This window comes from Salmonella sp. SJTUF15591 (assembly GCF_043356435.1).
In the GTDB taxonomy this organism is placed as follows: domain Bacteria; phylum Pseudomonadota; class Gammaproteobacteria; order Enterobacterales; family Enterobacteriaceae; genus Salmonella; species Salmonella enterica.
In genome coordinates, this window is sequence record NZ_JBEUJO010000001.1 from 207682 (window position 1) to 233598 (window position 25917).

The 25917-nt window shown below is 51.5% G+C and carries 20 protein-coding genes; 10 read left to right on the forward strand and 10 right to left on the reverse strand.

Features of this window, described 5'->3' with window-relative positions; translation table 11 throughout:
* Positions 1 to 60 precede the first annotated feature (60 nt).
* Positions 61 to 1449 carry a NarK family nitrate/nitrite MFS transporter gene (locus ABVM99_RS00985; RefSeq protein WP_000198250.1) on the reverse strand — a complete coding sequence of 463 codons (1389 nt, stop codon included), beginning with the start codon at positions 1447 to 1449 and terminating at the stop codon, positions 61 to 63.
* A gap of 214 nt (positions 1450 to 1663) precedes the next feature.
* Positions 1664 to 2242 carry a TetR family transcriptional regulator gene (locus tag ABVM99_RS00990; RefSeq protein ID WP_000121044.1) on the reverse strand — a complete coding sequence of 193 codons (579 nt, stop codon included), beginning with the start codon at positions 2240 to 2242 and terminating at the stop codon, positions 1664 to 1666.
* Between the two features lie 117 nt (positions 2243 to 2359).
* Between ABVM99_RS00990 and smvA the strand changes: the two genes are divergently transcribed.
* Positions 2360 to 3847, forward strand: a complete 1488-nt coding sequence (gene smvA, locus ABVM99_RS00995) for a methyl viologen efflux MFS transporter SmvA (RefSeq protein WP_000489743.1) — start codon at positions 2360 to 2362, stop codon at positions 3845 to 3847.
* A 24-nt stretch (positions 3848 to 3871) separates the two neighbouring features.
* On the opposite strand, the gene ABVM99_RS01000 is transcribed toward smvA, so the two are convergent.
* The 3 genes from ABVM99_RS01000 to yddG all read right to left on the reverse strand — a co-directional run bounded on the left by ABVM99_RS01000 (position 3872) and on the right by yddG (position 6880).
* Positions 3872 to 4252: a GFA family protein gene (locus ABVM99_RS01000; RefSeq protein WP_014343841.1), complete on the reverse strand. Its 381-nt coding sequence runs from the start codon at positions 4250 to 4252 to the stop codon at positions 3872 to 3874.
* Between the two features lie 143 nt (positions 4253 to 4395).
* Positions 4396 to 5478: a porin OmpD gene (gene ompD, locus ABVM99_RS01005; RefSeq protein WP_000769043.1), complete on the reverse strand. Its 1083-nt coding sequence runs from the start codon at positions 5476 to 5478 to the stop codon at positions 4396 to 4398.
* A 520-nt stretch (positions 5479 to 5998) separates the two neighbouring features.
* The gene (gene yddG, locus ABVM99_RS01010; protein WP_023195277.1) at positions 5999 to 6880 is read right to left on the reverse strand and encodes an aromatic amino acid efflux DMT transporter YddG; all 882 of its coding nucleotides are present in this window, start codon (positions 6878 to 6880) and stop codon (positions 5999 to 6001) included.
* Between the two features lie 277 nt (positions 6881 to 7157).
* On the opposite strand from yddG, the gene fdnG reads away from it, so the two are divergent.
* From fdnG to fdnI, 3 genes are read left to right on the forward strand one after another with little or no spacing between them, the layout of a single operon-like run.
* Complete coding sequence (gene fdnG, locus ABVM99_RS01015) at positions 7158 to 10205, forward strand: formate dehydrogenase-N subunit alpha (protein ID WP_077684034.1); 3048 nt, start codon at positions 7158 to 7160, stop codon at positions 10203 to 10205.
* 13 nt (positions 10206 to 10218) lie between these two features.
* Positions 10219 to 11103, forward strand: a complete 885-nt coding sequence (fdxH, locus tag ABVM99_RS01020) for a formate dehydrogenase subunit beta (RefSeq protein ID WP_000061599.1) — start codon at positions 10219 to 10221, stop codon at positions 11101 to 11103.
* Positions 11096 to 11752, forward strand: a complete 657-nt coding sequence (fdnI, locus tag ABVM99_RS01025) for a formate dehydrogenase-N subunit gamma (RefSeq protein ID WP_000045658.1) — start codon at positions 11096 to 11098, stop codon at positions 11750 to 11752. Before fdxH ends, fdnI begins: the two co-directional genes overlap by 8 nt.
* A 98-nt stretch (positions 11753 to 11850) precedes the next feature.
* Here fdnI and adhP read toward each other — a convergent pair whose 3' ends face one another.
* The 4 genes from adhP to bdm form a co-directional block, all read right to left on the reverse strand.
* Positions 11851 to 12861 (reverse strand): alcohol dehydrogenase AdhP, encoded by a 1011-nt coding sequence (gene adhP / locus ABVM99_RS01030; protein ID WP_000642447.1) that lies wholly within the window; start codon positions 12859 to 12861, stop codon positions 11851 to 11853.
* 291 nt (positions 12862 to 13152) lie between these two features.
* Complete coding sequence (locus ABVM99_RS01035) at positions 13153 to 14850, reverse strand: NAD-dependent malic enzyme (protein WP_000450511.1); 1698 nt, start codon at positions 14848 to 14850, stop codon at positions 13153 to 13155.
* Positions 14851 to 15026: 176 nt separating this feature from the next.
* On the reverse strand, positions 15027 to 15170 hold the full coding sequence (gene sra, locus ABVM99_RS01040) for a stationary-phase-induced ribosome-associated protein (protein ID WP_000841559.1): 144 nt from the start codon (positions 15168 to 15170) through the stop codon (positions 15027 to 15029).
* Between the two features lie 94 nt (positions 15171 to 15264).
* Complete coding sequence (bdm, locus tag ABVM99_RS01045; protein WP_000495700.1) at positions 15265 to 15480, reverse strand: biofilm-dependent modulation protein; 216 nt, start codon at positions 15478 to 15480, stop codon at positions 15265 to 15267.
* Between the two features lie 511 nt (positions 15481 to 15991).
* On the opposite strand from bdm, the gene ABVM99_RS01050 reads away from it, so the two are divergent.
* From ABVM99_RS01050 to glgX, 6 genes are all read left to right on the forward strand, one after another.
* Positions 15992 to 16423, forward strand: a complete 432-nt coding sequence (locus ABVM99_RS01050) for an OsmC family protein (RefSeq protein ID WP_000152297.1) — start codon at positions 15992 to 15994, stop codon at positions 16421 to 16423.
* 338 nt (positions 16424 to 16761) lie between these two features.
* Positions 16762 to 17091, forward strand: coding sequence for an acid-activated periplasmic chaperone HdeB (gene hdeB / locus ABVM99_RS01055; RefSeq protein ID WP_001032161.1), 330 nt, complete (start codon positions 16762 to 16764; stop codon positions 17089 to 17091).
* 142 nt (positions 17092 to 17233) lie between these two features.
* Positions 17234 to 18019 carry an OBAP family protein gene (locus tag ABVM99_RS01060; RefSeq protein ID WP_000698598.1) on the forward strand — a complete coding sequence of 262 codons (786 nt, stop codon included), beginning with the start codon at positions 17234 to 17236 and terminating at the stop codon, positions 18017 to 18019.
* 128 nt (positions 18020 to 18147) lie between these two features.
* Entirely contained in the window at positions 18148 to 19932 is a 1785-nt protein-coding gene (gene treZ, locus ABVM99_RS01065) for a malto-oligosyltrehalose trehalohydrolase (RefSeq protein ID WP_000095560.1), read from the forward strand.
* Positions 19929 to 22457 carry a malto-oligosyltrehalose synthase gene (treY, locus tag ABVM99_RS01070; RefSeq protein ID WP_052938187.1) on the forward strand — a complete coding sequence of 843 codons (2529 nt, stop codon included), beginning with the start codon at positions 19929 to 19931 and terminating at the stop codon, positions 22455 to 22457. The genes treZ and treY overlap by 4 nt, the downstream gene beginning before the upstream one ends.
* 56 nt (positions 22458 to 22513) lie before the next feature.
* Positions 22514 to 24589, forward strand: coding sequence for a glycogen debranching protein GlgX (gene glgX, locus ABVM99_RS01075; protein ID WP_023195335.1), 2076 nt, complete (start codon positions 22514 to 22516; stop codon positions 24587 to 24589).
* A gap of 113 nt (positions 24590 to 24702) precedes the next feature.
* Here the strand turns inward: glgX and ABVM99_RS01080 are convergent, their stop codons facing one another.
* On the reverse strand, positions 24703 to 25905 hold the full coding sequence (locus ABVM99_RS01080) for a MalY/PatB family protein (RefSeq protein WP_000347152.1): 1203 nt from the start codon (positions 25903 to 25905) through the stop codon (positions 24703 to 24705).
* Positions 25906 to 25917: the final 12 nt, after the last annotated feature.

Here is a 25917-nt window from a genome sequence, read left to right on the forward strand (position 1 = left end):
CATCCTGTCGATTTGGCGTTAAACCATTACCGGATGGCCGTCCTACAGGTGCGTATGTTGTTATTGTTGTTTAGGCTTACGACGCCCGTAGACCAGCCAGGTCAGCAGGACGCAAGCGATGTAAAACAGCAAAAATATTTTCATGGCGCCCACCGGCGAGCCGGTCAAGGCCAAAGAGGTGCCAAACGCTTTTGGAATAAAGAAGCCGCCCACAGCGCCAATAGCGGAGATAAAACCGAGCGCGGCGGCGGTATCCGTCACCGCTTCGCGCTGCGCCTGCTCATCGCTCCCGCCGCGCAGTTTGACGTTGTAGAGCGTGATCTGACGGAAGATCACCGCAATCATCTGGAAGGTAGAACCGCTGCCGAGACCCGCTGTCAAAAACAGGCCCATAAAAACAAGATAGAACGCGCTAAAGCTGCCTGCGCCGGAGCCTGGCAGCGTGAGGAATAGCAGGGCGGTAAACAGCGCCATAAAGATAAAATTAATGAGCGTGACGCGAACGCCGCCGAATTTATCGGAGATCACGCCGCCTGCCGATCGCGCCAGCGCGCCGATAAAAGGGCCAAAGAACGCCAGTTGCAGAATGTTTACGTCGGGAAATTGCGTTTTGGCGAGCATGGCGAAACCTGCGGAAAAGCCGATGAATGACCCGAATGTCGCCAGGTACAGTAGGCTAAGCAGCCACAGGTGCAGACGTTTTAGCACCGGCAATTGCGAGGCGACAGACGCTTTTGAACTGCCGATATCGTTCATACCAAACCAGGCGGCAAGCGTCGCGACAGCCAGTAACGGCACCCAGATCCAGGCGGCGTTAGTGAGGGCGAGCAGGGAGCCATCAGGTTGCGGCACGCCCTGGACGCCTAAAAAAGTAAATATCGGCAGAAAAATAACCAGCGGCGCAATCAACTGCATCACACTGACGCCAAGATTTCCCAGTCCGCCGTTAATACCCAACGCGCTACCTTGTCTGGCTTTTGGAAAGAAAAAACTGATGTTGCCCATACTGGACGCGAAGTTTGCCCCCGCAAAACCGCACAACAGAGCAATGAGCATAAATACCCCGAAAGGGGTGGCGGGATTTTGCACGGCGAATCCCAGCCAGGCGCAGGGAATAATCAATATTACGGTACTTAATACGGTCCATTTACGGCCACCAAACAGTGGCACCATAAAGGAGTAGGGAACGCGTAATATTGCGCCGGAAAGAGAAGGTAATGCGGTTAATAAAAAGAGTTGGTCGGTGGTAAAATTAAATCCAATTTTATTGAGGTTGACGGCAACAGCGCTAAACAACATCCAGACGCAAAATGCCAGGAGCAAACAACTTACTGAAATCCATAAGTTTCTTCTGGCGATGCCTTTCCCTTTATTCTCCCAGAAGGCTGGATTTTCGGGTCGCCAGTCACTCAAGAGATAACGGTTATAATTCTCGTTTTGTCGTGTCATTTTACCCCTCACATGCGCATATCATTTGAGAAAAAACACAAAAAAGAGACAGAGCGTCACGCGCTCTTTTGAGAACTTATTGAAGTTTTTTTAGAATATTGAGTGAAAGAATAGATAAAAAACCAGGCCAGCGCGGCGCGAAGAGGAGATATGATGTTTCTTAATTGTTACTATTTGTAAACTAAAAGTGATTTTTATTAAATTATTTGTAACTTTACGCAAAGAGTTCAAGCGTAATCATCCGATCCAGATGGTATTTAAACGCGGGATCGGCCATTTCCGGAATACCCAGCACATACATACCGTCCAGCCCGCACACCAGTGCGATAAGCCGCCAGGCAATATCTGTGGCGTTAGCAGTAAACGTAAATTCTCCTGCCTGTTTGCCCTGCTCGATAATTGTGACCGTTTCCTCATGCCACATCTGCATCGTGAGGAGATAAGCATCTCTGATGTGCGGATCCCGATCGGCCAGAATTTGCGCCTCTCGCCACAATTTTATGTAAGGCTCAAAGCCGCCGTCTTCGCTACCCAACATAGCGTGAAGCCGTGCACGCCAGGTGGCGGGCGGCGGAACTTGCCCGGCATCAAGCAGGGTGCGGATCAAATGGACAAAGGCCAGCGCTTTGAGCTCGCCCGCCGAGCTGAAGTGGTGATGCACCTGGCCGGCGGCGACATCGGCTTCTGATGCGATTCGTCGCACCGTCATGGCGGCAAACCCCTCTGCCAGCGCCACGCGCATCGCCGCTTGCAGGATCACTTCGCGGCGTTCATCCCGGTTAAGGTAACTCATATTTTCCCCACATTAGCCAATGCGTGCAGTGTAACAAAAAGCTGGACATTCGTTCAACTTACCGTAGGATCCTGAAACTGGACAAGCGTCCAAATTTGAGTTTTTGAAGGGAGAGTTATGTTTCGTCAGTGGTTAACGTTAGTCATTATTGTGCTGGTCTATATTCCTGTCGCCATTGATGCCACGGTCTTGCATGTCGCCGCGCCGACACTGAGTATGACACTGGGGGCCAGCGGCAACGAGCTGCTGTGGATCATTGATATTTATTCTTTGGTCATGGCTGGCATGGTGTTGCCGATGGGCGCGCTTGGCGATCGTATCGGTTTTAAACGCCTGCTGATGCTGGGCGGGACGCTCTTTGGCCTGGCATCACTGGCGGCGGCGTTTTCGCATACCGCCAGTTGGCTTATCGCCACCAGGGTATTACTGGCTATTGGCGCGGCGATGATTGTACCGGCGACGCTGGCCGGGATACGCGCCACCTTTTGCGAAGAGAAGCATCGCAACATGGCGCTGGGCGTCTGGGCAGCGGTAGGTTCGGGCGGAGCGGCGTTTGGACCGCTCATCGGCGGCATCTTATTAGAGCATTTTTACTGGGGATCGGTTTTCCTGATCAACGTGCCGATTGTGCTGGTCGTCATGGGCTTAACCGCCCGCTATGTTCCTCGCCAGGCGGGCCGTCGCGATCAACCGCTCAATCTTGGCCATGCGGTGATGCTGATTGTTGCTATTTTGCTGTTAGTCTATAGCGCTAAAACCGCGCTGAAAGGGCATCTGTCGCTGTGGGTCATCTCGCTTACCCTGCTTACCGGCGCGCTGCTCCTGGGACTCTTTATCCGCACACAGCTTGCGACATCGCGTCCGATGATTGATATGCGACTATTTACCCATCGCATTATCCTGAGCGGCGTCGTGATGGCGATGACCGCGATGATCACTCTGGTGGGTTTTGAGCTGCTGATGGCGCAAGAGCTGCAGTTTGTTCACGGACTATCGCCTTATGAGGCCGGGGTATTTATGCTGCCGGTGATGGTCGCCAGTGGATTCAGCGGGCCGATTGCGGGCGTGCTGGTCTCGCGTCTGGGACTACGGCTGGTCGCGACGGGCGGCATGGCGTTAAGCGCGCTGAGTTTTTATGGCCTGGCGATGACGGATTTCAGCACCCAACAATGGCAGGCCTGGGGGCTGATGGCGCTGCTGGGATTTAGCGCCGCCAGCGCATTGCTGGCTTCCACGTCGGCAATTATGGCCGCTGCGCCGGCAGAAAAAGCGGCGGCGGCCGGCGCGATAGAAACGATGGCTTATGAACTGGGCGCAGGACTGGGCATTGCCATTTTCGGTCTGTTGTTAAGCCGTAGCTTCTCCGCGTCTATCCGTCTGCCTGCCGGGCTTGAGGCGCAAGAGATTGCCAGAGCGTCATCTTCAATGGGAGAAGCCGTGCAGTTGGCGAATAGCCTACCGCCCACGCAGGGGCAGGCAATACTGGACGCCGCCAGACACGCCTTTATCTGGTCGCATAGCGTGGCGTTAAGCAGCGCCGGGAGTATGCTTCTTTTGCTGGCGGTAGGGATGTGGTTCAGCCTGGCAAAAGCCCAACGCCGATAACATAACGCCTGATGAGATAAGCGCTTAATGCGCTAGCTGACAGGGGGAGTCCATTTCCTCAACTTCTTTACCGCTGAGGCGTGCGTATTGCCCCGTCAGTCGCCAGAAGGCAGGTTGGGTTTCGGTATAAATTTCCGCAGCCAGAATCAGCCGACGGCGATCAACTTCGTTCAGTTCCAGTAAGGTCCAGGGAATAAAATAGCGATCGGTATCGGTAAGCCGAAACCACAGCGGACACCCGCAGCCGGAACAGAAGTAGCGTTCGCCGCGCGAAGAGGATGAAAAGTATGGCGGTTCCGGGGAAAGGGGGGCTAGCTGTGGTTGCCCGCAGGCTTCCAGATACATGGCTATTCCACCCGACCATTTTTGACACAGCGTACAATGGCAGGCATAGACATCCAGCATTTCGACGTCAACGGTAAAATGGCTCTGTCCGCAAAGACAACGACCAGTGAACGTCTGCACGGCATACTCCTTATGACCGAGTCTACATCAAGAGAAAAAGCCAGCCCTGAAAGGACTGGCTTTGTATTCAGACTACAACAAAATTAGAACTGGTAGTTCAGACCAACAGCAACGATGTTGTCAGTGCTGATCTGCGCAACATTTTTAGTGAAGTTGGTGTCATCCAGCAGGTTGATTTTGTAATCAACGAAGGTGGACATGTTTTTGTTGAAGTAGTAGGTAGCACCGACATCGATGTACTCAACCAGATCCTGGTCGCCGTAAGCACCCAGATCTTTACCTTTGGATTTCAGGTAAGCAATGGATGGACGCAGACCGAAGTCGAACTGGTACTGAGCAACAGCTTCAAAGTTCTGAGTTTTGTTAGCAATACCGTCGATTTTACCGAATGTGGTCATATTCAGCGTTTCGGAGTAGGTGGTCGCCAGATAGATATTGTTCGCATCATATTTCAGACCAGCAGCCCACACTTCCGCATTCTGGCCAGAAGCATACAGGCCATTGGTGCCGTTGCGCACCTGACGGTCAGTACGGTCAGACTTCGCATAGGCCGCACCCACGCCAAAACCTTCGTACTCATACGTTGCGGACAGACCGAAACCGTCGCCGTTTGCTTCTACTTCATTGTCACGATCGTTTTTGCCCTGATACTGCGCGGCAAAGTTCAGACCTTCAACCAGACCGAAGAAATCGGTGTTACGGTAGGTGGCAACGCCGGTAGCACGCTGGGTCATGAATACGTCAGTCTGGGTCCAGGTATCGCCACCGAACTCTGGCAGAACGTCGGTCCATGCGCCGATGTCGTAAGCAACGCCGTAGTTACGACCGTAGTCGAAAGAACCGTATTCAGCGAATTTCAGACCAGCGAATGCCAGACGGGTTTTGTCTTTGTCGGAACCTTCAGATTCAGTACGGTTGCCTTTGAATTCATATTCCCACTGGCCAAAACCAACCAGTTGGTCATTGATCTGCGTTTCGCCTTTAAAGCCCAGACGCGCGTAAGTTTTGTCACCATCACTTCCGTTATCATCAGAGAAATAATGCTGAGCGTGAACTTTACCGTACAGATCCAGTTTATTGCCGTCTTTGTTATATACCTCGGCTGCATTTACAACGCCTGCTGCCAACAGGGAAGTCACTGCCACTGCCACTAACTTAAGTTTCATTTTAATAATCCTTATAATTTTCTTAGCGTGTTTCCTCAACCATTGTTAAACGAGGCGTTTGTCAATGGCAGACTATTTTTAAATGACGGAGTGGCATAAGTTCAATAATAAGTTTCATAAGATTACAAATTATTTTAATTTGTGTGATCGAGATCTCCTTAATACATTTGAGAGTATTAATTCAAATAGGGACTGTCTAATAAGATATATTTTCGGAGGGGATTATTGATCTGTTTATAATTTTATTTTTGGTAGTAACGATTGATTATTATATGCACTAATACAGTTGCCACCTAGCGTTTATTATATATTTGTTAATATGATTATATCATTTCATTAACATGTTTAACGATTTTATAAAATCCATTTTTACCAGCGCATCCTGGTATGGCGCAGGGAGAGCACGTGAAAATGAAAAATCGTCAAATACACACAGGCGATAGATAAAAGCGTAGTTGTGTTATGAAGAGTGTCAAGGTACAGCGGGTCGATTTAATATCAACATCGGCCCGCCCGTCGCTTAGCGCCGCCGCGTTGCCAGCCAACAAAGTAGCGAACCTACGCAAACCATGACTGCGCCTTGCCAGAAGGAGAATGACAGTGGCGAGCTGAGTAACAGCGCTGCCAGAGCAGAGGACATGACGGGGGTAAAATACGACCCTACGGCCATGATAGTCACATTGCCATGAAGTATGCCCACATTCCATGCTGCGTAGGCGAACCCCAACGTTAATGCCGCGGTAAAAAGTTTAGCAATCACCGGTAGGCTAAATATCATGGCAGGTTGCGGCGTAAGAAAATAGTGAAACCACAGCGCCACGGCGGTGAGTAACACAAAGACGGTGATACCGTTATAACCACGCGCATATTTATTTGTGACCGTGCAGTATGTCGCCCATATAAACGCCCCAAGAAATGCCAGGAAATAACTTAGCGGACTGGTGGCGACATTGCTGATAATTTCTCCGGGATTAAGACCATTCTCGCCCCCCAGAACCCAGCAAACGCCAGTAAGTGCAATAAGCAATCCAGGAACAATAAGCCAGTTAGTTTTTTGCCCGTTAAAAAGAATGGCAAACAGAATGGTCAGGCTGGGCCATAAATAGTTAACCATGCCGACTTCGATAGCCTGATGGCGAGTGGCGGCATAACCGAGAGAAAGCGCCAGGCATATTTCATAACTGACAAACAGTACACTGCCTGCGATGAGGTATCGCCCCGGGAAACGACGGATATCAGGTAATCCGACGGTAAAAATCAGCAGCAGGCCGCTTAATGAATAGATCATGGCTGCGCCGCCTACCGGTCCGAGACCTTCGCTGACGCCGCGAATTAACCCAACCATCGTGCTCCACAGAACGATGGCAACAAGCCCTATTAGCGTTGCTTTTTGTGATGTCATGCTTTGTGACTGTCCTGAATACCACGCAAAATAAACTGCCACTTATAGCACTTTTTCCGGGGGCGATGCCATGCAGTGTCATTTTTTAGTACCTCCCTGGAGTTATTGCAGTTTAAAAATAGGGCTATTTAGTAGCGGAACCGTTTCAATATTGATTTGACGCAAAAAAGTTATCGATTTTGCTGTTAGTTTCCTCGCGAAGTTATACACGCATCCTGGACTGAGGTTTTGCTGCAGTTCGAAGGAGGCGTGCATCCGTGGAAAAAAGAGGAAAGCAATGGACGTCAGCCGCAGACAATTTTTTAAAATCTGCGCGGGCGGTATGGCGGGAACAACGGTGGCCGCACTGGGTTTTACCCCTAAAATGGCCCTGGCTCAGGCGCGAAACTATAAGCTGTTGCGCGCAAAAGAGATCCGTAACTCCTGCACATACTGTTCCGTAGGTTGCGGGCTATTAATGTATAGCCTGGGAGATGGGGCAAAAAACGCGAAAGAAGCGATTTACCATATTGAAGGCGACCCGGATCATCCGGTAAGCCGTGGCGCGCTGTGCCCGAAAGGGGCCGGTTTGCTGGACTATGTTCACAGTGAAGATCGCCTACGCTATCCGGAATACCGCGCGCCGGGTTCCGACAAGTGGCAGCGCATTAGCTGGGATGACGCTTTCACTCGTATTGCTAAATTAATGAAAGCCGACCGCGACGCCAACTTTATTGAAAAGAACGAGCAGGGCGTCACGGTTAACCGCTGGCTCTCTACCGGAATGCTGTGCGCCTCGGCGGCCAGCAATGAAACGGGGATGCTGACGCAGAAGTTTGCGCGTTCTCTCGGTATGCTGGCGGTAGATAACCAGGCGCGCGTCTGACACGGACCAACGGTAGCAAGTCTTGCTCCAACATTTGGTCGCGGTGCGATGACCAACCACTGGGTGGATATTAAAAACGCCAACGTCGTGATGGTGATGGGCGGCAATGCCGCAGAAGCGCATCCGGTGGGTTTCCGCTGGGCGATGGAAGCGAAAAACAATAACGATGCGACGCTGATTGTCGTTGATCCACGCTTTACGCGTACGGCGTCGGTGGCGGATATCTATGCGCCAATACGTTCCGGTACAGACATTACCTTTCTGTCCGGCGTGTTGCTGTACCTGATCGAAAATAACAAAATCAACGCTGAATACGTTAAGCATTACACCAACGCCAGCCTGCTGGTGCGGGATGATTTTGCCTTTGATGACGGTCTTTTCAGCGGCTATGACGCCCAAAAGCGTCAGTACGATAAATCCTCCTGGAACTACCAGTTCGATGAAAACGGCTATGCCAAACGTGATGAAACGTTGACGCACCCACGCTGTGTGTGGAATCTGCTGAAGCAGCACGTTTCGCGCTATACGCCGGACGTCGTGGAAAACATCTGCGGTACGCCGAAAGCGGACTTCCTGAAGGTGTGTGAGGTGTTGGCCTCTACCAGCGTTCCGGATCGCACTACCACCTTCCTGTATGCGCTGGGCTGGACGCAACATACCGTCGGGGCGCAGAACATCCGTACCATGGCGATGATCCAGTTGCTGCTCGGCAATATGGGGATGGCTGGCGGCGGTGTGAACGCTTTGCGCGGCCACTCTAATATTCAGGGTTTAACGGATTTAGGACTGCTCTCCACCAGCCTGCCGGGTTACCTGACGCTACCGTCAGAAAAACAGGCCGATCTGCAAACTTATCTGGCAGCGAATACCCCCAAAGCGACGCTGGCCGATCAGGTCAACTACTGGGGTAATTATCCTAAGTTCTTCGTCAGCCTGATGAAATCTTTCTATGGCGATGCGGCGCAGAAAGAGAATGACTGGGGCTTTGCCTGGCTGCCTAAGTGGGATCAGTCCTATGACGTGATCAAATATTTCAACATGATGGATAGCGGGAAAGTCACCGGCTATTTCTGTCAGGGCTTTAACCCGGTGGCGTCCTTCCCGGACAAAAACAAAGTGGTGCAAAGCTTAAGCAAACTGAAGTATCTGGTCGTTATCGATCCGCTGGTGACTGAAACGTCAACGTTCTGGCAGAACCACGGCGAATCTAATGATGTTGATCCGACAACGATTCAGACCGAAGTCTTCCGTCTGCCGTCTACCTGTTTTGCGGAAGAGGATGGCTCTATCGCTAACTCCGGTCGCTGGTTACAGTGGCACTGGAAAGGTCAGGACGCGCCGGGCGAAGCGCGTAACGACGGCGAGATTCTGGCCGGTATTTACCATCGTCTGCGTGAAATGTATCGCGCAGAAGGCGGTAAAGGCGCCGAACCACTATTGAAGATGAGCTGGAACTACAAGCAGCCGGATGAACCGCATTCGGAAGAAGTGGCGAAAGAGAACAACGGCTATGCGCTGGAAGATCTCTATGACGCTAACGGTACACTGCTTGCCAGGAAAGGCCAGTTGTTGAGCAGTTTTGCATTACTGCGCGATGACGGTACGACATCCTCCTCCTGCTGGATTTATACCGGTAGCTGGACGGAGCAGGGCAACCAGATGTCCAGACGTGATAACGCCGACCCGTCAGGGCTTGGCAATACACTGGGTTGGGCGTGGGCGTGGCCGCTAAACCGTCGCGTATTGTATAACCGCGCTTCGGCGGACCCGCAGGGTAAACCGTGGGATCCAAAACGGATGCTGATCCAGTGGAACGGCGCGAAGTGGACAGGGAACGATATTCCGGACTTTAACAACGCGGCGCCGGGGAGCGGGACCAATCCGTTTATCATGCAGCCGGAAGGGCTGGGACGTCTGTTTGCTATTGATAAAATGGCGGAAGGGCCGTTCCCAGAACACTACGAGCCGATGGAAACGCCGCTGGGCACTAACCCGCTGCACCCGAATGTGGTCTCGAACCCGGCGGCGCGTCTGTATGAAGAAGATGCGCTGCGCATGGGTAAGAAGGAGCAGTTTCCGTACGTGGGCACGACTTACCGCCTCACAGAGCATTTCCATACCTGGACCAAACATGCGCTACTTAACGCTATCGCTCAGCCGGAACAGTTTGTGGAGATCAGTGAGACGCTGGCGGCAGCGAAAGGTATTGCTAACGGCGACTATGTGAAGGTGAGCAGTAAACGCGGGTTTATTCGCGCGGTCGCGGTGGTAACTCGTCGTCTTCGCACTCTGCATGTCAACGGTCAGCAGGTTGAAACGGTGGGGATCCCGATTCACTGGGGCTTTGAGGGTGTCGCGCGCAAAGGCTATATCGCCAATACTCTGACGCCAAATGTCGGTGATGCCAACTCGCAAACGCCGGAATACAAAGCGTTTTTAGTTAACATCGAGAAGGCGTAAGGGAGGCGAACATATGTCTATGGAAACGCAGGACATTATTAAACGGTCCGCAACAAACGCCATCACGCCGCCTCCGCAGGCGCGTGATTACAAAGCCGAAGTCGCGAAACTGATCGACGTCTCCTCCTGTGTCGGCTGTAAAGCCTGCCAGGTAGCCTGTTCTGAATGGAACGATATTCGCGATAACGTTGGCCATTGTGTCGGGGTGTACGATAACCCTGCCGATCTCAGCGCCAAGTCCTGGACGGTGATGCGCTTTACCGAAACCGAGCAGAACGGCAAGCTGGAGTGGCTGATTCGTAAAGATGGTTGTATGCACTGTGAAGATCCAGGCTGTCTTAAAGCCTGTCCATCTGCCGGGGCTATCATCCAGTACGCGAACGGGATTGTTGACTTTCAATCTGAACACTGTATCGGCTGTGGTTACTGTATCGCCGGGTGTCCGTTTAATATTCCGCGCCTCAACAAAGAGGACAACCGCGTTTATAAATGTACGCTCTGCGTCGATCGCGTCAGCGTGGGCCAGGAACCGGCCTGCGTCAAAACTTGTCCGACCGGGGCTATTCATTTCGGCACCAAAAAAGAGATGCTGGAACTGGGTGAGCAACGCGTGGAGAAGTTAAAAGCGCGCGGCTTTGAACATGCCGGTATCTACAACCCGCAGGGCGTTGGCGGTACGCACGTCATGTATGTGCTGCACCATGCCAATCAGCCGGAGTTGTACCACGGCTTGCCGAAAGATCCGCAGATCGATACCTCAATCAATCTGTGGAAAGGGGCGCTAAAACCGCTGGCCGCAGCGGGCTTTATCGCCACTTTCGCCGGTCTGATTTACCACTACATCGGTATTGGCCCGAATAAAGAAACGGACGACGATGAGGAGGATCATCATGAGTAAGTCGAAAATGATTGTGCGCACGAAATTTGTCGACCGCGCCTGTCACTGGACGGTGGTGATCTGCTTCTTCCTGGTAGCGCTGTCGGGGATTTCGTTTTTCTTCCCGACGCTACAATGGCTGACGCAAACCTTCGGCACGCCGCAGATGGGACGTATTTTGCACCCGTTCTTCGGTATTGCCATTTTCATCGCTCTGATGTTTATGTTCGTGCGTTTCGTCCACCACAACATCCCGGATAAAAAAGACATTCCGTGGCTGAAAAATATTGTCGAAGTATTGAAAGGCAATGAGCATAAGGTGGCGGATGTCGGCAAATACAATGCCGGACAGAAGATGATGTTCTGGTCCATTATGAGCATGATTTTTGTGCTGCTGGTGACTGGCGTGATTATCTGGCGTCCGTATTTCGCGCAGTATTTCCCCATGCAGGTGGTGCGTTATAGCCTGTTAATTCATGCGGCGGCGGGCATTATTTTAATGCACGCGATCCTCATCCATATGTATATGGCGTTTTGGGTGAAAGGCTCGATTAAAGGCATGATCGAAGGGAAGGTCAGCCGTCGCTGGGCGAAGAAACATCATCCACGCTGGTATCGTGAAATCGAGAAGGCAGAAGCAAAAAAAGAGAGCGAAAAAGGTATTCAGTAATTCTTTCGCGATCTGATAAACAAGGCGCTATCCTCGTAGCGCCTTGTTTTCATCTGCGGCCTGTTATCAAACCTACTCAGACGACCACAGCAAATCGTTTAACGACGGAAATCGATGACCATACGGCCACGAATTTGCCCTTGTTCCATCTCTTTAAAAATAACGTTGATATCTTCAAGCGGACGTAGAGCGACTTTTGGTACGACTTTTCCTTCCGCCGCGAACTGGAAGGCTTCGGTCAGATCCTGGCGTGTCCCCACCAACGAACCGACAACCTGAATGCCATCCAGCACCAGGCGAGGGATATCAAGGTTCATGGCTTCTGGCGGCAGCCCGACTGCCACCACGCGACCTCCGGCACGAACGGCATCTACTGCGGAATTAAACGCCGCCTTAGCGACCGCGGTAACCACCGCTGCGTGCGCGCCACCGGTTTTTTCCTGCACAATTTTAGCCGCATCTTCCGTACGTGAATTAATGGTCAGATCTGCGCCCATTTCCTCGGCCAGTTTCAGTTGTCCATCATTGACATCAATGGCGATCACTTTCGCATTGAAAACGTTTTTCGCGTACTGCAAGGCCAGATTACCCAGACCGCCCAGACCGTAGATGGCAATCCACTGGCCAGGTTTAATATGAGAAATCTTCACCGCTTTATAGGTGGTAACGCCCGCGCAGGTAATACTACTTGCCGCCGCAGAGTCCAGACCTTCCGGTACTTTCACCGCATAATCCGCGACGACAATACACTCTTCGGCCATGCCGCCATCTACCGTGTAACCGGCATTTTTCACGTTGCGGCATAAGGTTTCATTGCCCGTATTGCAATACTCACAGTGTCCGCATCCTTCATAAAACCACGCGACACTCGCGCGATCGCCGGGTTTCAGCGAGGTGACACCGGGACCGACTTCCGCCACGACGCCAATGCCTTCGTGTCCCAGAATGACGCCGGTTTTGTCACCGAAATCGCCGTTTTTCACGTGTAGATCGGTATGGCATACGCCGCAGCACTCCATTTTTAGCAAAGCTTCACCGTGGCGAAGGGGACGCAGCGTTTTCTCAGTAACATCAACCTGATGATCTTGTGTGACAACAGCAGCTTTCATAACCTTCTCCTTTTATTAATAGTGAACTGCATAGCAGGTAATAGCAGGTAATAGCAGGTAAGGTGCTATTACCTCTTTAGGATTAATATTTCTGATGAGTTATGCAAGGCGGCAGAAATACAATGTAATAGTTTAGCCAGGATTATCCTGATAAATCCCCGTTCAATACATAAAGGTGGCTAATATTAGTAGCTTGACAAATAAGCAGGGAAAGGAATTCAGGTGTGTCGACAGACTCACCAAAACTAAAGAAGAAAGTGATATCCGGCGGCATTCACCGCCGGGTACGTATTAAATGGAAGTCCGACGGTAGTCGCGGTATTCCGGTTTCCAGAAGTTATCGTCAATCGCCTGTTGCAGCGCTTCCGCAGAGGTTTTCACCGCTACACCTTGTTGCTGCGCCATTTTGCCTACGGCAAAAGCGATAGCGCGCGACACGACCTGGATGTCTTTAAGCGCTGGCAACACTAATCCTTCGCCGTTATTCACCAGCGGAGAATGTTTCGCCAGCGTCTCACTGGCTGACATCAGCATTTCATCAGTAATGCGCGATGCGCCGGAAGCGATAACCCCCAGACCGATGCCGGGGAAAATATAGGCGTTATTACATTGTGCGATCGGATAAACCTTATCTTTCCAGATGACCGGCGAGAATGGACTGCCGGTTGCCACCAGCGCGTTGCCTTCCGTCCAGGCGATAATGTCCTGTGGCGTGGCCTCCACGCGAGAGGTGGGATTAGAGAGCGGCATGACGATCGGGCGAGGGCAATGCTTATGCATCTCGCGGATGATCTCTTCAGTAAAGAGCCCGGTCTGGCCGGAAACCCCGATCAGAATATCCGGCTTCACGTTACGCACCACATCCAGCAGCGACAGCACGTCATTTTCGGTATCCCAGTGCTGGAGATTGTCGCATTTCTGCACCAGTTTTGCCTGGAACGGCAATAAATTTGGCATCCGGTCCGTCAACAGGCCGAAGCGATCGACCATAAAAACGTTCTGTCGGGCGGCATCTTCGCTTAAACCTTCACGCTGAGTCTGCGCGATGATCTGTTCAGCAATCCCACATCCGGCGGAACCCGCGCCGAGGAAAACGATTTTCTGCTCGCTAAGCTGACTGCCGGCAGCGCGGCTGGCGGCGATCAACGTACCGACGGTCACGGCTGCGGTGCCCTGAATATCATCGTTAAAGGAGCAAATCTCATCACGATAGCGCGTCAACAGCGGCATTGCGTTTTTCTGCGCGAAATCTTCGAACTGTAGCAGGATATCTGGCCAGCGCTGCTTAACGGCCTGAATAAACTCATCGACAAACGCATAATACTCATCGTCGGTAATGCGCGGATGACGCCAGCCCATGTAAAGCGGATCGTTGAGTAACTGTTGATTGTTGGTGCCGACATCCAGCACAACGGGAAGGGTATAGGCCGGACTAATGCCGCCGCAGGCGGTGTATAATGACAGCTTACCGATAGGGATCCCCATCCCGCCGATGCCCTGATCGCCAAGCCCCAGAATCCGCTCGCCATCCGTCACCACAATAACTTTAATGTTGTGGTTAGGCACATTCTGCAAAATGTCGTCCATATTGTGACGGTTCGGATAAGAGATAAATACGCCGCGCGCCCGGCGATAAATCTCAGAGAAGCGCTCACAGGCCGCGCCCACGGTCGGGGTATAGATAACCGGCATCATCTCTTCAAGATGGTTTTGCACCAGTCGATAAAAGAGCGTTTCGTTGGTATCCTGGATGTTACGCAGGTAAATATGCTTATCGATTTCTGTTTTAAACCCCTGATACTGGAGCCAGGCGCGTTCGGCCTGTTCTTCAATCGACTCGACGACCTCTGGCAGCAGCCCTGACAAATTGAAGTTGCGACGCTCTTCTACGCTAAAAGCGCTGCCTTTGTTTAACAGGGGGAATTCCAGCAATACAGGGCCAGCGTAAGGGATATAAAGGGAACGTGCTTTCTTGGTTGTAGTTTCCATGTTACTCACTCTTTTTCGAATAACTGTCCCTGGCACCGTCGTTTATCATCATATATTGCCTTCCACCAGGGAACCGACCCTGAGTATAAAGCATTGTGAGACGTTAAGGTCATTCCTATAAACAAAAACACCATTGCAGATGCAATGGTGTTTAACGTCATTTCAGGACTGTACGATTACTTTTGGCTATCGGCGCGGCGCTTTCTGCCGGTTGGGTTATTCACCACGCTGCTGGTGTCGCCTTCAGTAACAACCTTACGCTGGTTGGAAATTCTGTAATCCAGTCCAAGTATATGACGAGCCTGACGGTTCGATTTCATGTTAACTCCTCAATCCTGTTGCTAGTTTTAAGGACAAATTCGCTTACGCGAAAGAAACGTAACCCCTAAGGTTGCCGATACAGCATAGCAGGTTTTACAGAGTCGGGTGCTGCCCGCTTACCACATAGTTGATGGTCTGCTGGTAGATGTCACTGAGGATGTCATTGTCGGAAGCCTCAACCCATTTGGTCAGCTCCATTAAAATATCATCTTCAGTGACAACGCCTAACTCCGCGCGTAATCCTTGCTCAATCGCGTTGACCAGGGCCGGTTGTGCTGCTGAAGTATTTGCTGAGTGATAAGTAAACATATAATGCCTCCGTGAACATGTATTTATTTAGTACGGCTCGCAGAAAATTAATTCGTATTCAGCATGGCAAATATTTTTGCGGCTGTGGTTAAGATTAGTCCTGGAGTTATTTTAACGCAAGGCGGAACTCTAATTGTTTACCCCAGAAGAAAATATATTACGTTTGCCAATTACATATCCTCATACAAATAGTGGTCAATTAATATACATTTAAAAGGCTAGTTATTGCGATTTTTATCCTTTATTACAACGAGATAAGACAAATCTTAATTTGAATTAAAATATACATAATGGAATACGCCTCCAGAAGAAAAAGTAAGGATAAAAGGAGGGATATATTCTTTAAAGAAAGTGAGGCCTGTTGGTTTAATATCCATCATTGAAAAAGTATACAACTATTTTCTATATCTGAAGTGCGGGTAATCGACAACATGCTATCTCCATCGGCATGGACAACGCAGATTAGCAGCATGGTCTATACTTTATTTTTTGAGCCAACAGGAGAGCAAAAATGACAATCCATAAGAAAGGTCAGGCACACTGGGAAGGCGACATCAAACGAGGTAAAGGTACTGTATCAACAGAAAGCGGCGTGCTTAATCAACAACCGTATGGATTCAATACCCGGTTCGAAGGCGCGCAGGGAACCAACCCGGAAGAGTTAATTGGCGCCGCACATGCGGCCTGTTTCTCCATGGCGCTATCACTCATGCTGGGAGAGGCTGGATTTACGCCGACATCCATTGACACCACCGCTGACGTATCGCTTGATAAGGTGGAGGCGGGCTTCGCCATTACCAAAATTGCGCTACAAAGCAAAGTCGCGGTAGCAGATATTGATGCTTCAACTTTCGATCAAATCATCCAGAAAGCAAAAGCCGGGTGCCCGGTATCGCAGGTTCTGAATGCGGAAATCACCCTCGACTACCAGCTTAACGCCTGATAACCTCTCCAGCCCGGTAACGACTCTTGTTTATCGGGCTGATGAATATACCTTCAGGCGGAGGGCTCGCTCCCGGCTGCCGTATTTCTATCACCTCAACGTACCGTAGACCACGTCAGTGGCTATTGTCGTGGCCTACTTTTTCGCCCTAAAATCTGCTCGCCATGTTGCTTTATTCATCAAACATCAAAATCAGTCAACGTAAATATCAATAATAGCCATATCACGGAGGGTGATCTTTATTCCTGAGAGAGGAGGGGTATTATTTTCTGTGTTCTACATTAACGGGTTAACGCGCAGATGTAGAGGTTATTTATATAATTATTGGAGCAACAACAATGAATAAATTCTCCCTTGCTACAGCAGGTATTATCGTGGCAGCGCTGGTAACCAGTGTTAGCGTGAATGCGGCAACAGATACTACTAAAACAAACGTTACGCCTAAAGGTATGAGCTGCCAGGAGTTTGTTGACCTCAATCCGCAGACGATGGCGCCAGTCGCTTTCTGGGTGCTGAATGAAGATGAAGATTTTAAAGGCGGGGACTACGTTGATTTCCAGGAAACTGAGACGACAGCAGTGCCGCTGGCCGTTGAGCTTTGTAAGAAAAACCCGCAGAGTGAATTAAGCAAAATAAAAGACGAAATCAAGAAAGAACTCTCAAAATAAGAGTAAACTGATATCAAAACCCGGCCTGTGTGTCGGGTTTTACTATTTGTGACACCGTCACAAATAACATCTTCCATTTCTTCTACCAATCACGTGGTATTGCACTATTTTCATTAGAGCCCTTTCACTATATGGAGACCTAATGAAAATTTTACCGCTGGCACTCTTTATCATTCCTTTTCTGGCCGGATGCGGCGCCAATAATACGCCGCCGCAAACGCCTATTCCCGGGGAAAAAACCTCTGCCAAATTACGTACCCTGGAAACAGGCGCGGCGGCCATTCAATCCAGACCACCTGTCGATGCCATCAGTACCTACCTTGACGGGTTCCATTTTTATAGCGGTGATAAAAACGGACAGATGGAAGCGCACCATTACGTTACCGTCCTGAACGAAGATGTCATGCAGGCGGTGATTTACGACGGCAATACGAAAAACGCGCGCCTGATGGGGGTGGAGTACATTATCAGCGAACGTTTATTTAAAACGCTTCCTCCCGAGGAGAAAAAACTGTGGCACAGCCACCAGTACGAGGTGAAATCCGGTAGCCTGGTGGCGCCTGGCTTACCGCAGGTCGCTGATAAAGCGTTGATGAGTAAGATTGTTAATACTTATGGCAAGACCTGGCACACCTGGCATACCGACCGGGATAAAACCCTGCCAATGGGTATCCCTGCGCTGATGATGGGCTTTACTGGCGACGGCCAGCTTGACCCCGCGCTGCTGGCCGATCGGGATCGCCGTCTGGGAATTGATACCCAAGCCATTAAACGCGAGCGGCAGGATCTGCCTGAGCATCCCGTTGTTAAGGGGGCTAACGCCTGGGAGCAGGGGGAGGTTATCCAGCTACAGCGTGTTCAGGGATCTGGCGAACACGGGCGAGGCGATACCGCTCACTTCGGTACATCTGAGCAATCCCGACAATAATTCCACGGTTTTACACGCAGATAGGAAAAAGAATGCCTGTTAAGTGACAGCGTCACGTAAAAATTAGCCCCATAGTCTATGCTTGTTTTTCGGATGCTGTAGAGGTTATGGGTTAAACGGAGCGACAAATGAGTTCAAAAATTTTTTGCAAAAGCTGGGGGGCTGAATATATCGCCGCTGATGTTGTCCGCTTTCGTCTTTGGGCCACCGGTCAGCAAAAGGTTATGCTCAGGCTTGCGGGTAAAGACCAGGAAATGCAGGCGAGCGGTGACGGCTGGTTTACGCTGGATGTATCCGGGGTGACGCCAGGTACGGAGTATAACTTTGTACTCAGCGATGGCATGGTGGTCCCCGATCCGGCTTCCCGCGCCCAAAAAACTGACGTCAACGGTCCGTCATATGTGGTTGATCCAGGCAGCTACGCGTGGCGCAACACCGGGTGGAAAGGTAGCCGTTGGGAGCAGGCCGTGGTGTATGAGATGCATACAGGCACGTTCACTCCGGAAGGCACCTTCCGCGCCGCAATAGCGAAGCTGCCTTATCTCGCTGAACTCGGCGTTACCGTTATTGAAGTGATGCCCGTTGCGCAATTTGGCGGCGAGCGCGGCTGGGGCTATGACGGCGTACTGCTTTACGCGCCGCATTCTGCCTATGGGACGCCGGATGATTTCAAGGCGTTTATTGACGCCGCGCATGGGTATGGTCTTTCCGTCGTCCTGGATATTGTGCTGAACCATTTCGGCCCGGAGGGAAATTATTTACCGCTATTGGCGCCGGCATTTTTCCACAAAGAGCGCATGACGCCGTGGGGAAATGGTATCGCCTATGATGTCGACGCCGTGCGGCGCTATATCATCGAGGCGCCGTTATACTGGCTGACAGAATACCATCTCGACGGCTTACGCTTTGACGCTATCGATCAGATTGAAGACAGTAGCGCAAAGCATGTGCTGGTTGAAATCGCACAACGTATTCGGGAAGACATTACCGACAGACCCATTCATCTGACTACCGAAGATAGCCGCAATATTATTTCTCTGCATCCCCGTGATCAGGGTGGCAATGCGCCGCTGTTTACCGCCGAATGGAATGACGATTTTCATAATGCCGTCCACGTTTTTGCGACCGGAGAGACCCAGGCCTACTACAACGATTTTGCTGATGCCCCGGAAAAACACCTCGCAAGAGCGCTGGCCGAAGGATTCGCTTATCAGGGAGAAATTTCACCACAAACCGGCGAACCTCGCGGCGTAAAAAGTACCGGACAACCCCCGGTCGCCTTTGTGGATTTTATTCAGAATCACGATCAAGTCGGTAACCGCGCCCAGGGCGACAGACTGATAACCCTGGCAGGTGCTGAACGAACAAAAGTATTGCTCGCCACGTTGCTGCTTTCACCGCACATTCCGCTGCTTTTTATGGGCGAAGAGTATGGCGAAAGCCGTCCTTTTCTTTTTTTTACCGATTTCCATGGGGATTTAGCCCGCGCCGTTCGTGAAGGTCGCGCAAAAGAGTTTGCCGATCATGCAGGGGAAAATGTTCCGGACCCGAATGCGCCAGAGACCTTTCAACGCTCAAAACTTAACTGGAAGCAACAGCACAGTGAAGAGGGTAAAGCGTGGCTGGCGTTTACCCGCGAACTACTGCTTTTGCGCCAGAAGCATATCGTACCGCTGTTGTCCGCTGCCCGTGAGAGCTCAGGAACGGTATTGCAAACCGCGCCCGGGTTTATTGCCGTTAGCTGGCGTTTTCCGGGAGGAACACTGTCACTGGCGCTGAATATTAGCGCCACGACGGTATTACTGCCCGATTTACCGGGTAAGACTCTCTTCGCCTGGCCGAATGAATCCACCGGGTCGCTTTCCCAACATTCTCTTATTGTCCGCTTAGCCCAGGGAGAGTCTGCATCATGATCCCAACTGCAACGTATCGCCTTCAGTTTCGCAATGGCATGACCTTCGATCGCGCTGCGGCGCTGGTGCCTTATCTTAAAAATCTGGGTATCAGCCATCTTTATGCCTCACCCATCTTTACCGCCACCAAAGCGTCAACGCATGGTTATGATGTCACCGATGCGAATGAGATTGAGCCTTCTATTGGCGGGCGCGAAGGATTTGAAAGACTGGTGGCCGAACTTAAAGCGCAAGGTCTGGGATTGATCATCGATATTGTGCCTAATCACATGGCCAGCTCGCTGGAAAACGCCTGGTGGCGCGACGTGCTTGAATATGGCAAGGAGAGCCGTTACGCGCGCCATTTCGATATTGACTGGTCGCGCCGACTGACGCTGCCTTTTTTAGGCGACACGTTTGACGCCGTGCTGGAAAACGGAGAAATTGCGATCAAGCCCGATCCCGCTACGGGTAAACCCACGTTCGCCTATTATGATAACTATTATCCGCTTGCGCCGGCGACGTGGCAGGGGCGCGAGGCTGAAATACTGGCGCTTACCGATAAAGCCGCTATTGCTGATTTGCATGAGCGCCAGCCGTGGAAATTAATGTCCTGGCGCGATGCCGCTCGCTCGCTCTCATATCGGCGTTTCTTTGAGGTCACAGGGCTGGTAGGAATGCGGGTGGAAGATAAAACCGTCTTCGACGATACACATCGGCTGATTCTGGAGCTGGTCAGAACAGGGGCGGTTGACGGTTTACGTATCGATCATATCGACGGCCTTGCCGATCCGAAAGCCTATCTTGCGCGTTTACGTCAGGAAGTGGGGCCGGCGTGCTATATCACCGTGGAAAAAATTCTCGCTAAAGGCGAGCAACTTCCTGATGACTGGCCGGTTTCCGGCACCACAGGCTATGAATTTATCGCCTCTCTGGCGGAGGTGCTGGTTGACGATGAGCAGATAGACAATCTGCGCCAGGCTTACGAGACCGTTAAAGGCGCGCCAGTGGATATGCGGGCGGAATTACGGGCGGCTAAATTGCTGATGGTCGATCGCAATTTCGAGGGGGAATTTACCCGGCTGCTCGCGCTTGCGCTGTCGATTGCCAGCGAGCTACAGATCGCACAGGAAGAGAGCGTCGTTCGGCAGGCGTTACGCGAGTTATTAATTGCCTTTCCCGTATATCGCACTTACGGCACGGCAGAAGGGCTACCGCCGACCGATATTTGCCTGTTACACCGTATTGTGGAACGGGTAAAGACGCTTGAAAATCCTCCGCAGCCAGAAGCGCTTACATTTCTGAGCCGCCTTCTTATCGGCGATGTTCCCGCCTCCAGCCAGGAGAAGGCGACACAGTTTCGCGTTCGATTCCAACAACTCACCGGTCCGCTGATGGCGAAATCGGTAGAGGATACGCTTTTCTTTCGTCAAAACATGGGACTGGCGTTAAATGAAGTCGGCGCCGAGCCCGTCACGCATCACTTCTCCATCGAACGCTTTCACCATGAGATGAAAACCCGACAGGCGCGACAGCCTGATGCGTTATCCGGTACGTCGACCCACGATACCAAGCGAGGCGAGGATGCGCGAGCACGGCTGTATACGCTTACCGAAGCGCCGGAGCAGTGGAGCGAATGCCTTGCCCGCTGGCGGCAGATGAACCAGACCCATGTCAAATTTTTAAATGATGGCACTGCGCCAAAATCGGCGGATACGTGGATGTTATATCAGGCGCTGACCGGCGTCTGGCCCCCGATGCTACAACCACAGGACGAAACTGGCCTAAACGCGCTGAAAACACGCTTTGAAGCCTTTGTGGAGAAAGCGCTACGCGAAGCGAAGCTACGTACCGATTGGGTGGACAGTAATGAGGCTTACGAAACGGCAATGCTTGATTACGCCCGTTATTTACTGGCGCCGGATAATCAGACATTTTTGCAGGATTTTTATCGTTCCTTGCAACCCTTCATCCGCGCAGGGCTGGTTAACAGCCTGACGCAGACCGTTATCAAATTAACCGCGCCGGGAGTACCTGATATCTATCAGGGGAGCGAGGCGTTGAATTTTAGTCTTGTCGATCCCGACAACCGCCGCGAACCGGATTTCGCCACGCTGGCGCAGCAGTTAGACCAACTAACGCCGGGAGTTTTCTCGCGCGAAGAGAGTTGGCTGAACGGGCAGGTGAATCAGTATGTCACAGCTGCATTACTGCGTTTGCGTCAGCAGAATCATGAGCTCTTCCGTTTTGGCGACTATATACCGCTGCGGGCTGTTGGTCAGCGTGCCGACAAGGTCATCGCTTACGCCAGAGTCAATCATGATGATGCGCTGATTGTTGTTGCGCCCCGACTAGTGTTCGCCGAATGTGACGGCTTATTGTCACAATCGCATAGCGATTTCTGGGCAGGAACCGACATTATTATACCCGGACAGCTTAATCAGCATCATTATCGCAATGTGCTTACCCAGGAGAGGTTAATGCCTGGTGAACGCCTGTCGTTGGCCTCACATCAGGGCGGCGTACTGGTTTTAATGAGCGACTGAGTTTATGTGTTGATGTGCCGTGACAGGAGAACGTTTACCGTGGGTGGAGAAAGAGAATGACAACAAACAGGGCTTTTGAAATCAGATCAGGATACAGCCATACGCTTGGCGCGAATTATGACGGCGAAGGTGTGAATTTCGCTATTTTTTCCGCCCATGCGGAACGCGTCGAGCTTTGTCTTTACGATCCGAGCGGGGAGCATGAAATCGCTCGTCTGGAGTTACCGGAATATACCGACGAAATATGGCACGGCTATGTCCCGAAATTACAGCCCGGCGCGCTGTATGGGTACCGCGTTTACGGTCCTTATGACCCGGAAAATGGTCATCGCTTTAACCCCAACAAGCTGCTTATTGACCCTTATGCCCGTGAGCTGGTGGGCGATATTCAGTGGAACGATGCGCATTTCGCGTATCAATTACTTCATGACGATAAAGATTTGACCTTTGATGACCAGGATAGCGCGCCATTTACGCCTAAATGCCGGGTGATTGATCCGGCTGAGGCGAATTGGGAGGATAGACAACGGCCTTCCATACCGTGGTCGAACGCCATTATTTATGAAACGCATGTAAAAGGCTTTACCCAGCTTAATTCCGCGATCCCTGAGCCTCTACGCGGTACGTTTGAGGGCATGGGGCATAAAACCAGCGTGGATTACATTAAAAGTCTGGGGATTACCTCCGTCGAGCTTTTACCCGTTCACTGGTTCCCGGACGATCAGCATCTGCTCGATAAAGGGCTGAAAAATTTCTGGGGATACAACTCGCTGGGCTTTTTTGCGCCAGCGACGCGCTACTATGGTCCAAAAGGTATTCAGGGATTCCGCGATATGGTGCGCGCTTTCCATGATGCCGGCATCGAAGTGATACTGGACGTGGTCTATAACCATACGGCAGAAGGGAATGAACTTGGCCCCACGCTGTCATTTAAAGGTATCGATAACTTCTCTTACTATCGCACGATGCCCGATCAGCATCGCTATTACATTAACGATACAGGGACAGGTAATACCGTCAATACCTCTCATCCACGGGTACTGCAAATGGTGATGGATTCCCTTCGCTATTGGGCGGAGTCAATGCATGTCGACGGCTTTCGTTTTGATTTGGGCACCATTCTTGGTCGTGAGCCGGAAGGCTTTGATCAGAGAGGCGGCTTTTTTGATGCGGTAACGCAAGACCCGGTGCTGGCAAAACTGAAACTGATTGGCGAACCCTGGGATATCGGACCGGGCGGCTATCAGGTTGGCGGCTTTCCACCAGGGTGGGGCGAATGGAATGATAAATACCGCGATACGGTACGCGAATACTGGAAAGGTGACAACGTCACAAATGATTTCGCCGCACGCCTGCTGGGTTCCGGCGATCTCTATGATCTGCGCGGCCGTCGCCCCTGGTCAAGCGTTAACTTTATTACTGCCCATGACGGCTTCACGCTGAACGATCTGGTGTCTTATAACGACAAACATAATGAAGCCAATGGCGAAGATAATAATGACGGGCATAATGATAACCGCTCCTGTAACTATGGCGCAGAAGGGCCAACCGACGACGAAGGCATCAATGCGATACGCGAGCAACAGAAACGCAATTTCCTGACCACCTTGCTTTTCTCGCACGGCACGCCGATGTTATTAGCGGGCGATGAGTTTGGCCGCAGTCAGATGGGCAATAACAATGGCTACTGTCAGGACAGTGAAATATCGTGGGTCCACTGGGATAATTTGCCGGAAACCGCCAATGCGCTACGGGAGTTTACCCGTCATCTGATTCAACTGCGCGCCACGCAACCGTTGCTGCGCCGGGAGAGCTGGCGTGACGGTCTGGAGATCCGCTGGTTTAACGCCGGCGGAGGGGCGCAGCAATCCGAACAATGGGATGAGGGATCGACCATAGGCGTATGCATTAGTCGTCCCGATCTCCAGCCGGAAGCGGGGATCTGGCATGACGCCTTACTGCTTTTCAATCCGTTTGAAGGCAGCGTACCGTTCCGTATTCCGATGTGGGGAGAAGGCGGCTGGGTACTTGAACTGACGACTGCCGATAACGCGCAGCAGGGAATGCGGATTACCGAAGAAATGGATTTCGATCTGGCCGGGCGCAGCATCGTGTTATTCAGACGCCCCTGATAGTAAAACTGCGCTCCGGACCCAACCGGCCTTGATGGCCGGTTTTTTTACTGGCGCTCAGGCGATATCATGCCGCAGAAATAACACCGTTGTCAGTTTACCGCCCGAAAAATTCATCCGCCTGTTGGTATTCCTTTGATTGTCTTCACCGATATTCGCTTCAGGCCGTCTATTGCCATTTCAAGGTAGGTACGTGGACATCCCAGATTTAAACGGATAAATCCGCTGCCCGCCGGGCCAAAGCCGCTGCCCATTGAAGGAGCAATACCCGCGACATCCGCCATTACCCATTTTAGCTGTTCGTCATCCAGTCCCAGTTTTTTACAATCCATCCATAATAAATAGGTTCCCTGCGCCGGGACAATTCTTGCCCAGGGAAGGTGCTCTGTCGCCTGTTCAACAAACCAGCGGCGGTTTTCCGCCAGGTAATCCAGTAGCGAATCCAGCCACTGTCTGCTTTCATTCCATGCGATAGTCGCCGCCTGAACGGAGAGGGCGTTAAAGACGTCCAGCCCATGAGCGTCCAGACGAGACAGGAATCGCTGGCGAAGCGTAGGATCGGGAATGAGAAAATTAGAAATTCGCAACGACGATAAGCCAAACGTTTTGCTGGCCGCAGTGGCGGAGATGACCCGTTTATGCCAGCGCTCCCCTAAATGCAGTACCGAGGTAAAGGTTTCGCCGGGTAGCAATAGATCGGCCCATATTTCATCCGAGATGAGAGTGACATCATAAGCTTCACATAATAAAAGCAGTTGCTCCAGCTCGTTGGCCGACCAGCAACGCCCGGTTGGATTATGTGGATTACACAAAATCATCAGCGGAGGGCGCTCATGGCGAAACAGCCTTTCCAGTTGGCAAAAATCCATCTGGTAGCCGTCGTCCGGCGACTCGCTAAGGGGATTCTCCAGCAGTTTTCTACCATTAAGCGTGATTATTTTGGCGAAGGAGCCATAGTATGGCCCCTGTACCACTACGCCGTCGCCTGGATGCGTCAACATTTGCACTAAGAGCGCCAACCCTGGTACGACGCCTTCCACGCTGCATACCCATTCCTGTTTTAACGTGAGCTGGTGGCGTGACGAAAACCAGTGAAGCAGGGCGTTAAAATAGGCCTCATCGCGTTCGCTATAGCCAAATACGCCGTGCTCGATTCGCTGATGTAATGCCGCCTGAACCTCAGGCGGGCAGGCAAAATCGAAATCAGAAACCCACATCGGCAGCAGTTTCCCTGCGCCATCGCCAAAGTGACGCTCAATAAAATCCCACTTTACCGAACCAGTATTGTTGCGATTGATAATCTGGTTAAAATCCATCTTGTTTCCTTA

What these genes read in the sequence shown, in the direction of transcription:
- ABVM99_RS00985 (WP_000198250.1), bottom strand. Translation starts at nt 1,449, where the DNA reads ATGACACGACAAAACGAGAATTATAACCGTTATCTCTTGAGTGACTGG.
- ABVM99_RS00990 (WP_000121044.1), bottom strand. Translation starts at nt 2,242, where the DNA reads ATGAGTTACCTTAACCGGGATGAACGCCGCGAAGTGATCCTGCAAGCG.
- smvA (WP_000489743.1), top strand. Translation starts at nt 2,360, where the DNA reads ATGTTTCGTCAGTGGTTAACGTTAGTCATTATTGTGCTGGTCTATATT.
- ABVM99_RS01000 (WP_014343841.1), bottom strand. Translation starts at nt 4,252, where the DNA reads ATGCTGGATGTCTATGCCTGCCATTGTACGCTGTGTCAAAAATGGTCG.
- ompD (WP_000769043.1), bottom strand. Translation starts at nt 5,478, where the DNA reads ATGAAACTTAAGTTAGTGGCAGTGGCAGTGACTTCCCTGTTGGCAGCA.
- yddG (WP_023195277.1), bottom strand. Translation starts at nt 6,880, where the DNA reads ATGACATCACAAAAAGCAACGCTAATAGGGCTTGTTGCCATCGTTCTG.
- fdxH (WP_000061599.1), top strand. Translation starts at nt 10,219, where the DNA reads ATGTCTATGGAAACGCAGGACATTATTAAACGGTCCGCAACAAACGCC.
- fdnI (WP_000045658.1), top strand. Translation starts at nt 11,096, where the DNA reads ATGAGTAAGTCGAAAATGATTGTGCGCACGAAATTTGTCGACCGCGCC.
- adhP (WP_000642447.1), bottom strand. Translation starts at nt 12,861, where the DNA reads ATGAAAGCTGCTGTTGTCACACAAGATCATCAGGTTGATGTTACTGAG.
- ABVM99_RS01035 (WP_000450511.1), bottom strand. Translation starts at nt 14,850, where the DNA reads ATGGAAACTACAACCAAGAAAGCACGTTCCCTTTATATCCCTTACGCT.
- sra (WP_000841559.1), bottom strand. Translation starts at nt 15,170, where the DNA reads ATGAAATCGAACCGTCAGGCTCGTCATATACTTGGACTGGATTACAGA.
- bdm (WP_000495700.1), bottom strand. Translation starts at nt 15,480, where the DNA reads ATGTTTACTTATCACTCAGCAAATACTTCAGCAGCACAACCGGCCCTG.
- ABVM99_RS01050 (WP_000152297.1), top strand. Translation starts at nt 15,992, where the DNA reads ATGACAATCCATAAGAAAGGTCAGGCACACTGGGAAGGCGACATCAAA.
- hdeB (WP_001032161.1), top strand. Translation starts at nt 16,762, where the DNA reads ATGAATAAATTCTCCCTTGCTACAGCAGGTATTATCGTGGCAGCGCTG.
- ABVM99_RS01060 (WP_000698598.1), top strand. Translation starts at nt 17,234, where the DNA reads ATGAAAATTTTACCGCTGGCACTCTTTATCATTCCTTTTCTGGCCGGA.
- treZ (WP_000095560.1), top strand. Translation starts at nt 18,148, where the DNA reads ATGAGTTCAAAAATTTTTTGCAAAAGCTGGGGGGCTGAATATATCGCC.
- treY (WP_052938187.1), top strand. Translation starts at nt 19,929, where the DNA reads ATGATCCCAACTGCAACGTATCGCCTTCAGTTTCGCAATGGCATGACC.
- glgX (WP_023195335.1), top strand. Translation starts at nt 22,514, where the DNA reads ATGACAACAAACAGGGCTTTTGAAATCAGATCAGGATACAGCCATACG.
- ABVM99_RS01080 (WP_000347152.1), bottom strand. Translation starts at nt 25,905, where the DNA reads ATGGATTTTAACCAGATTATCAATCGCAACAATACTGGTTCGGTAAAG.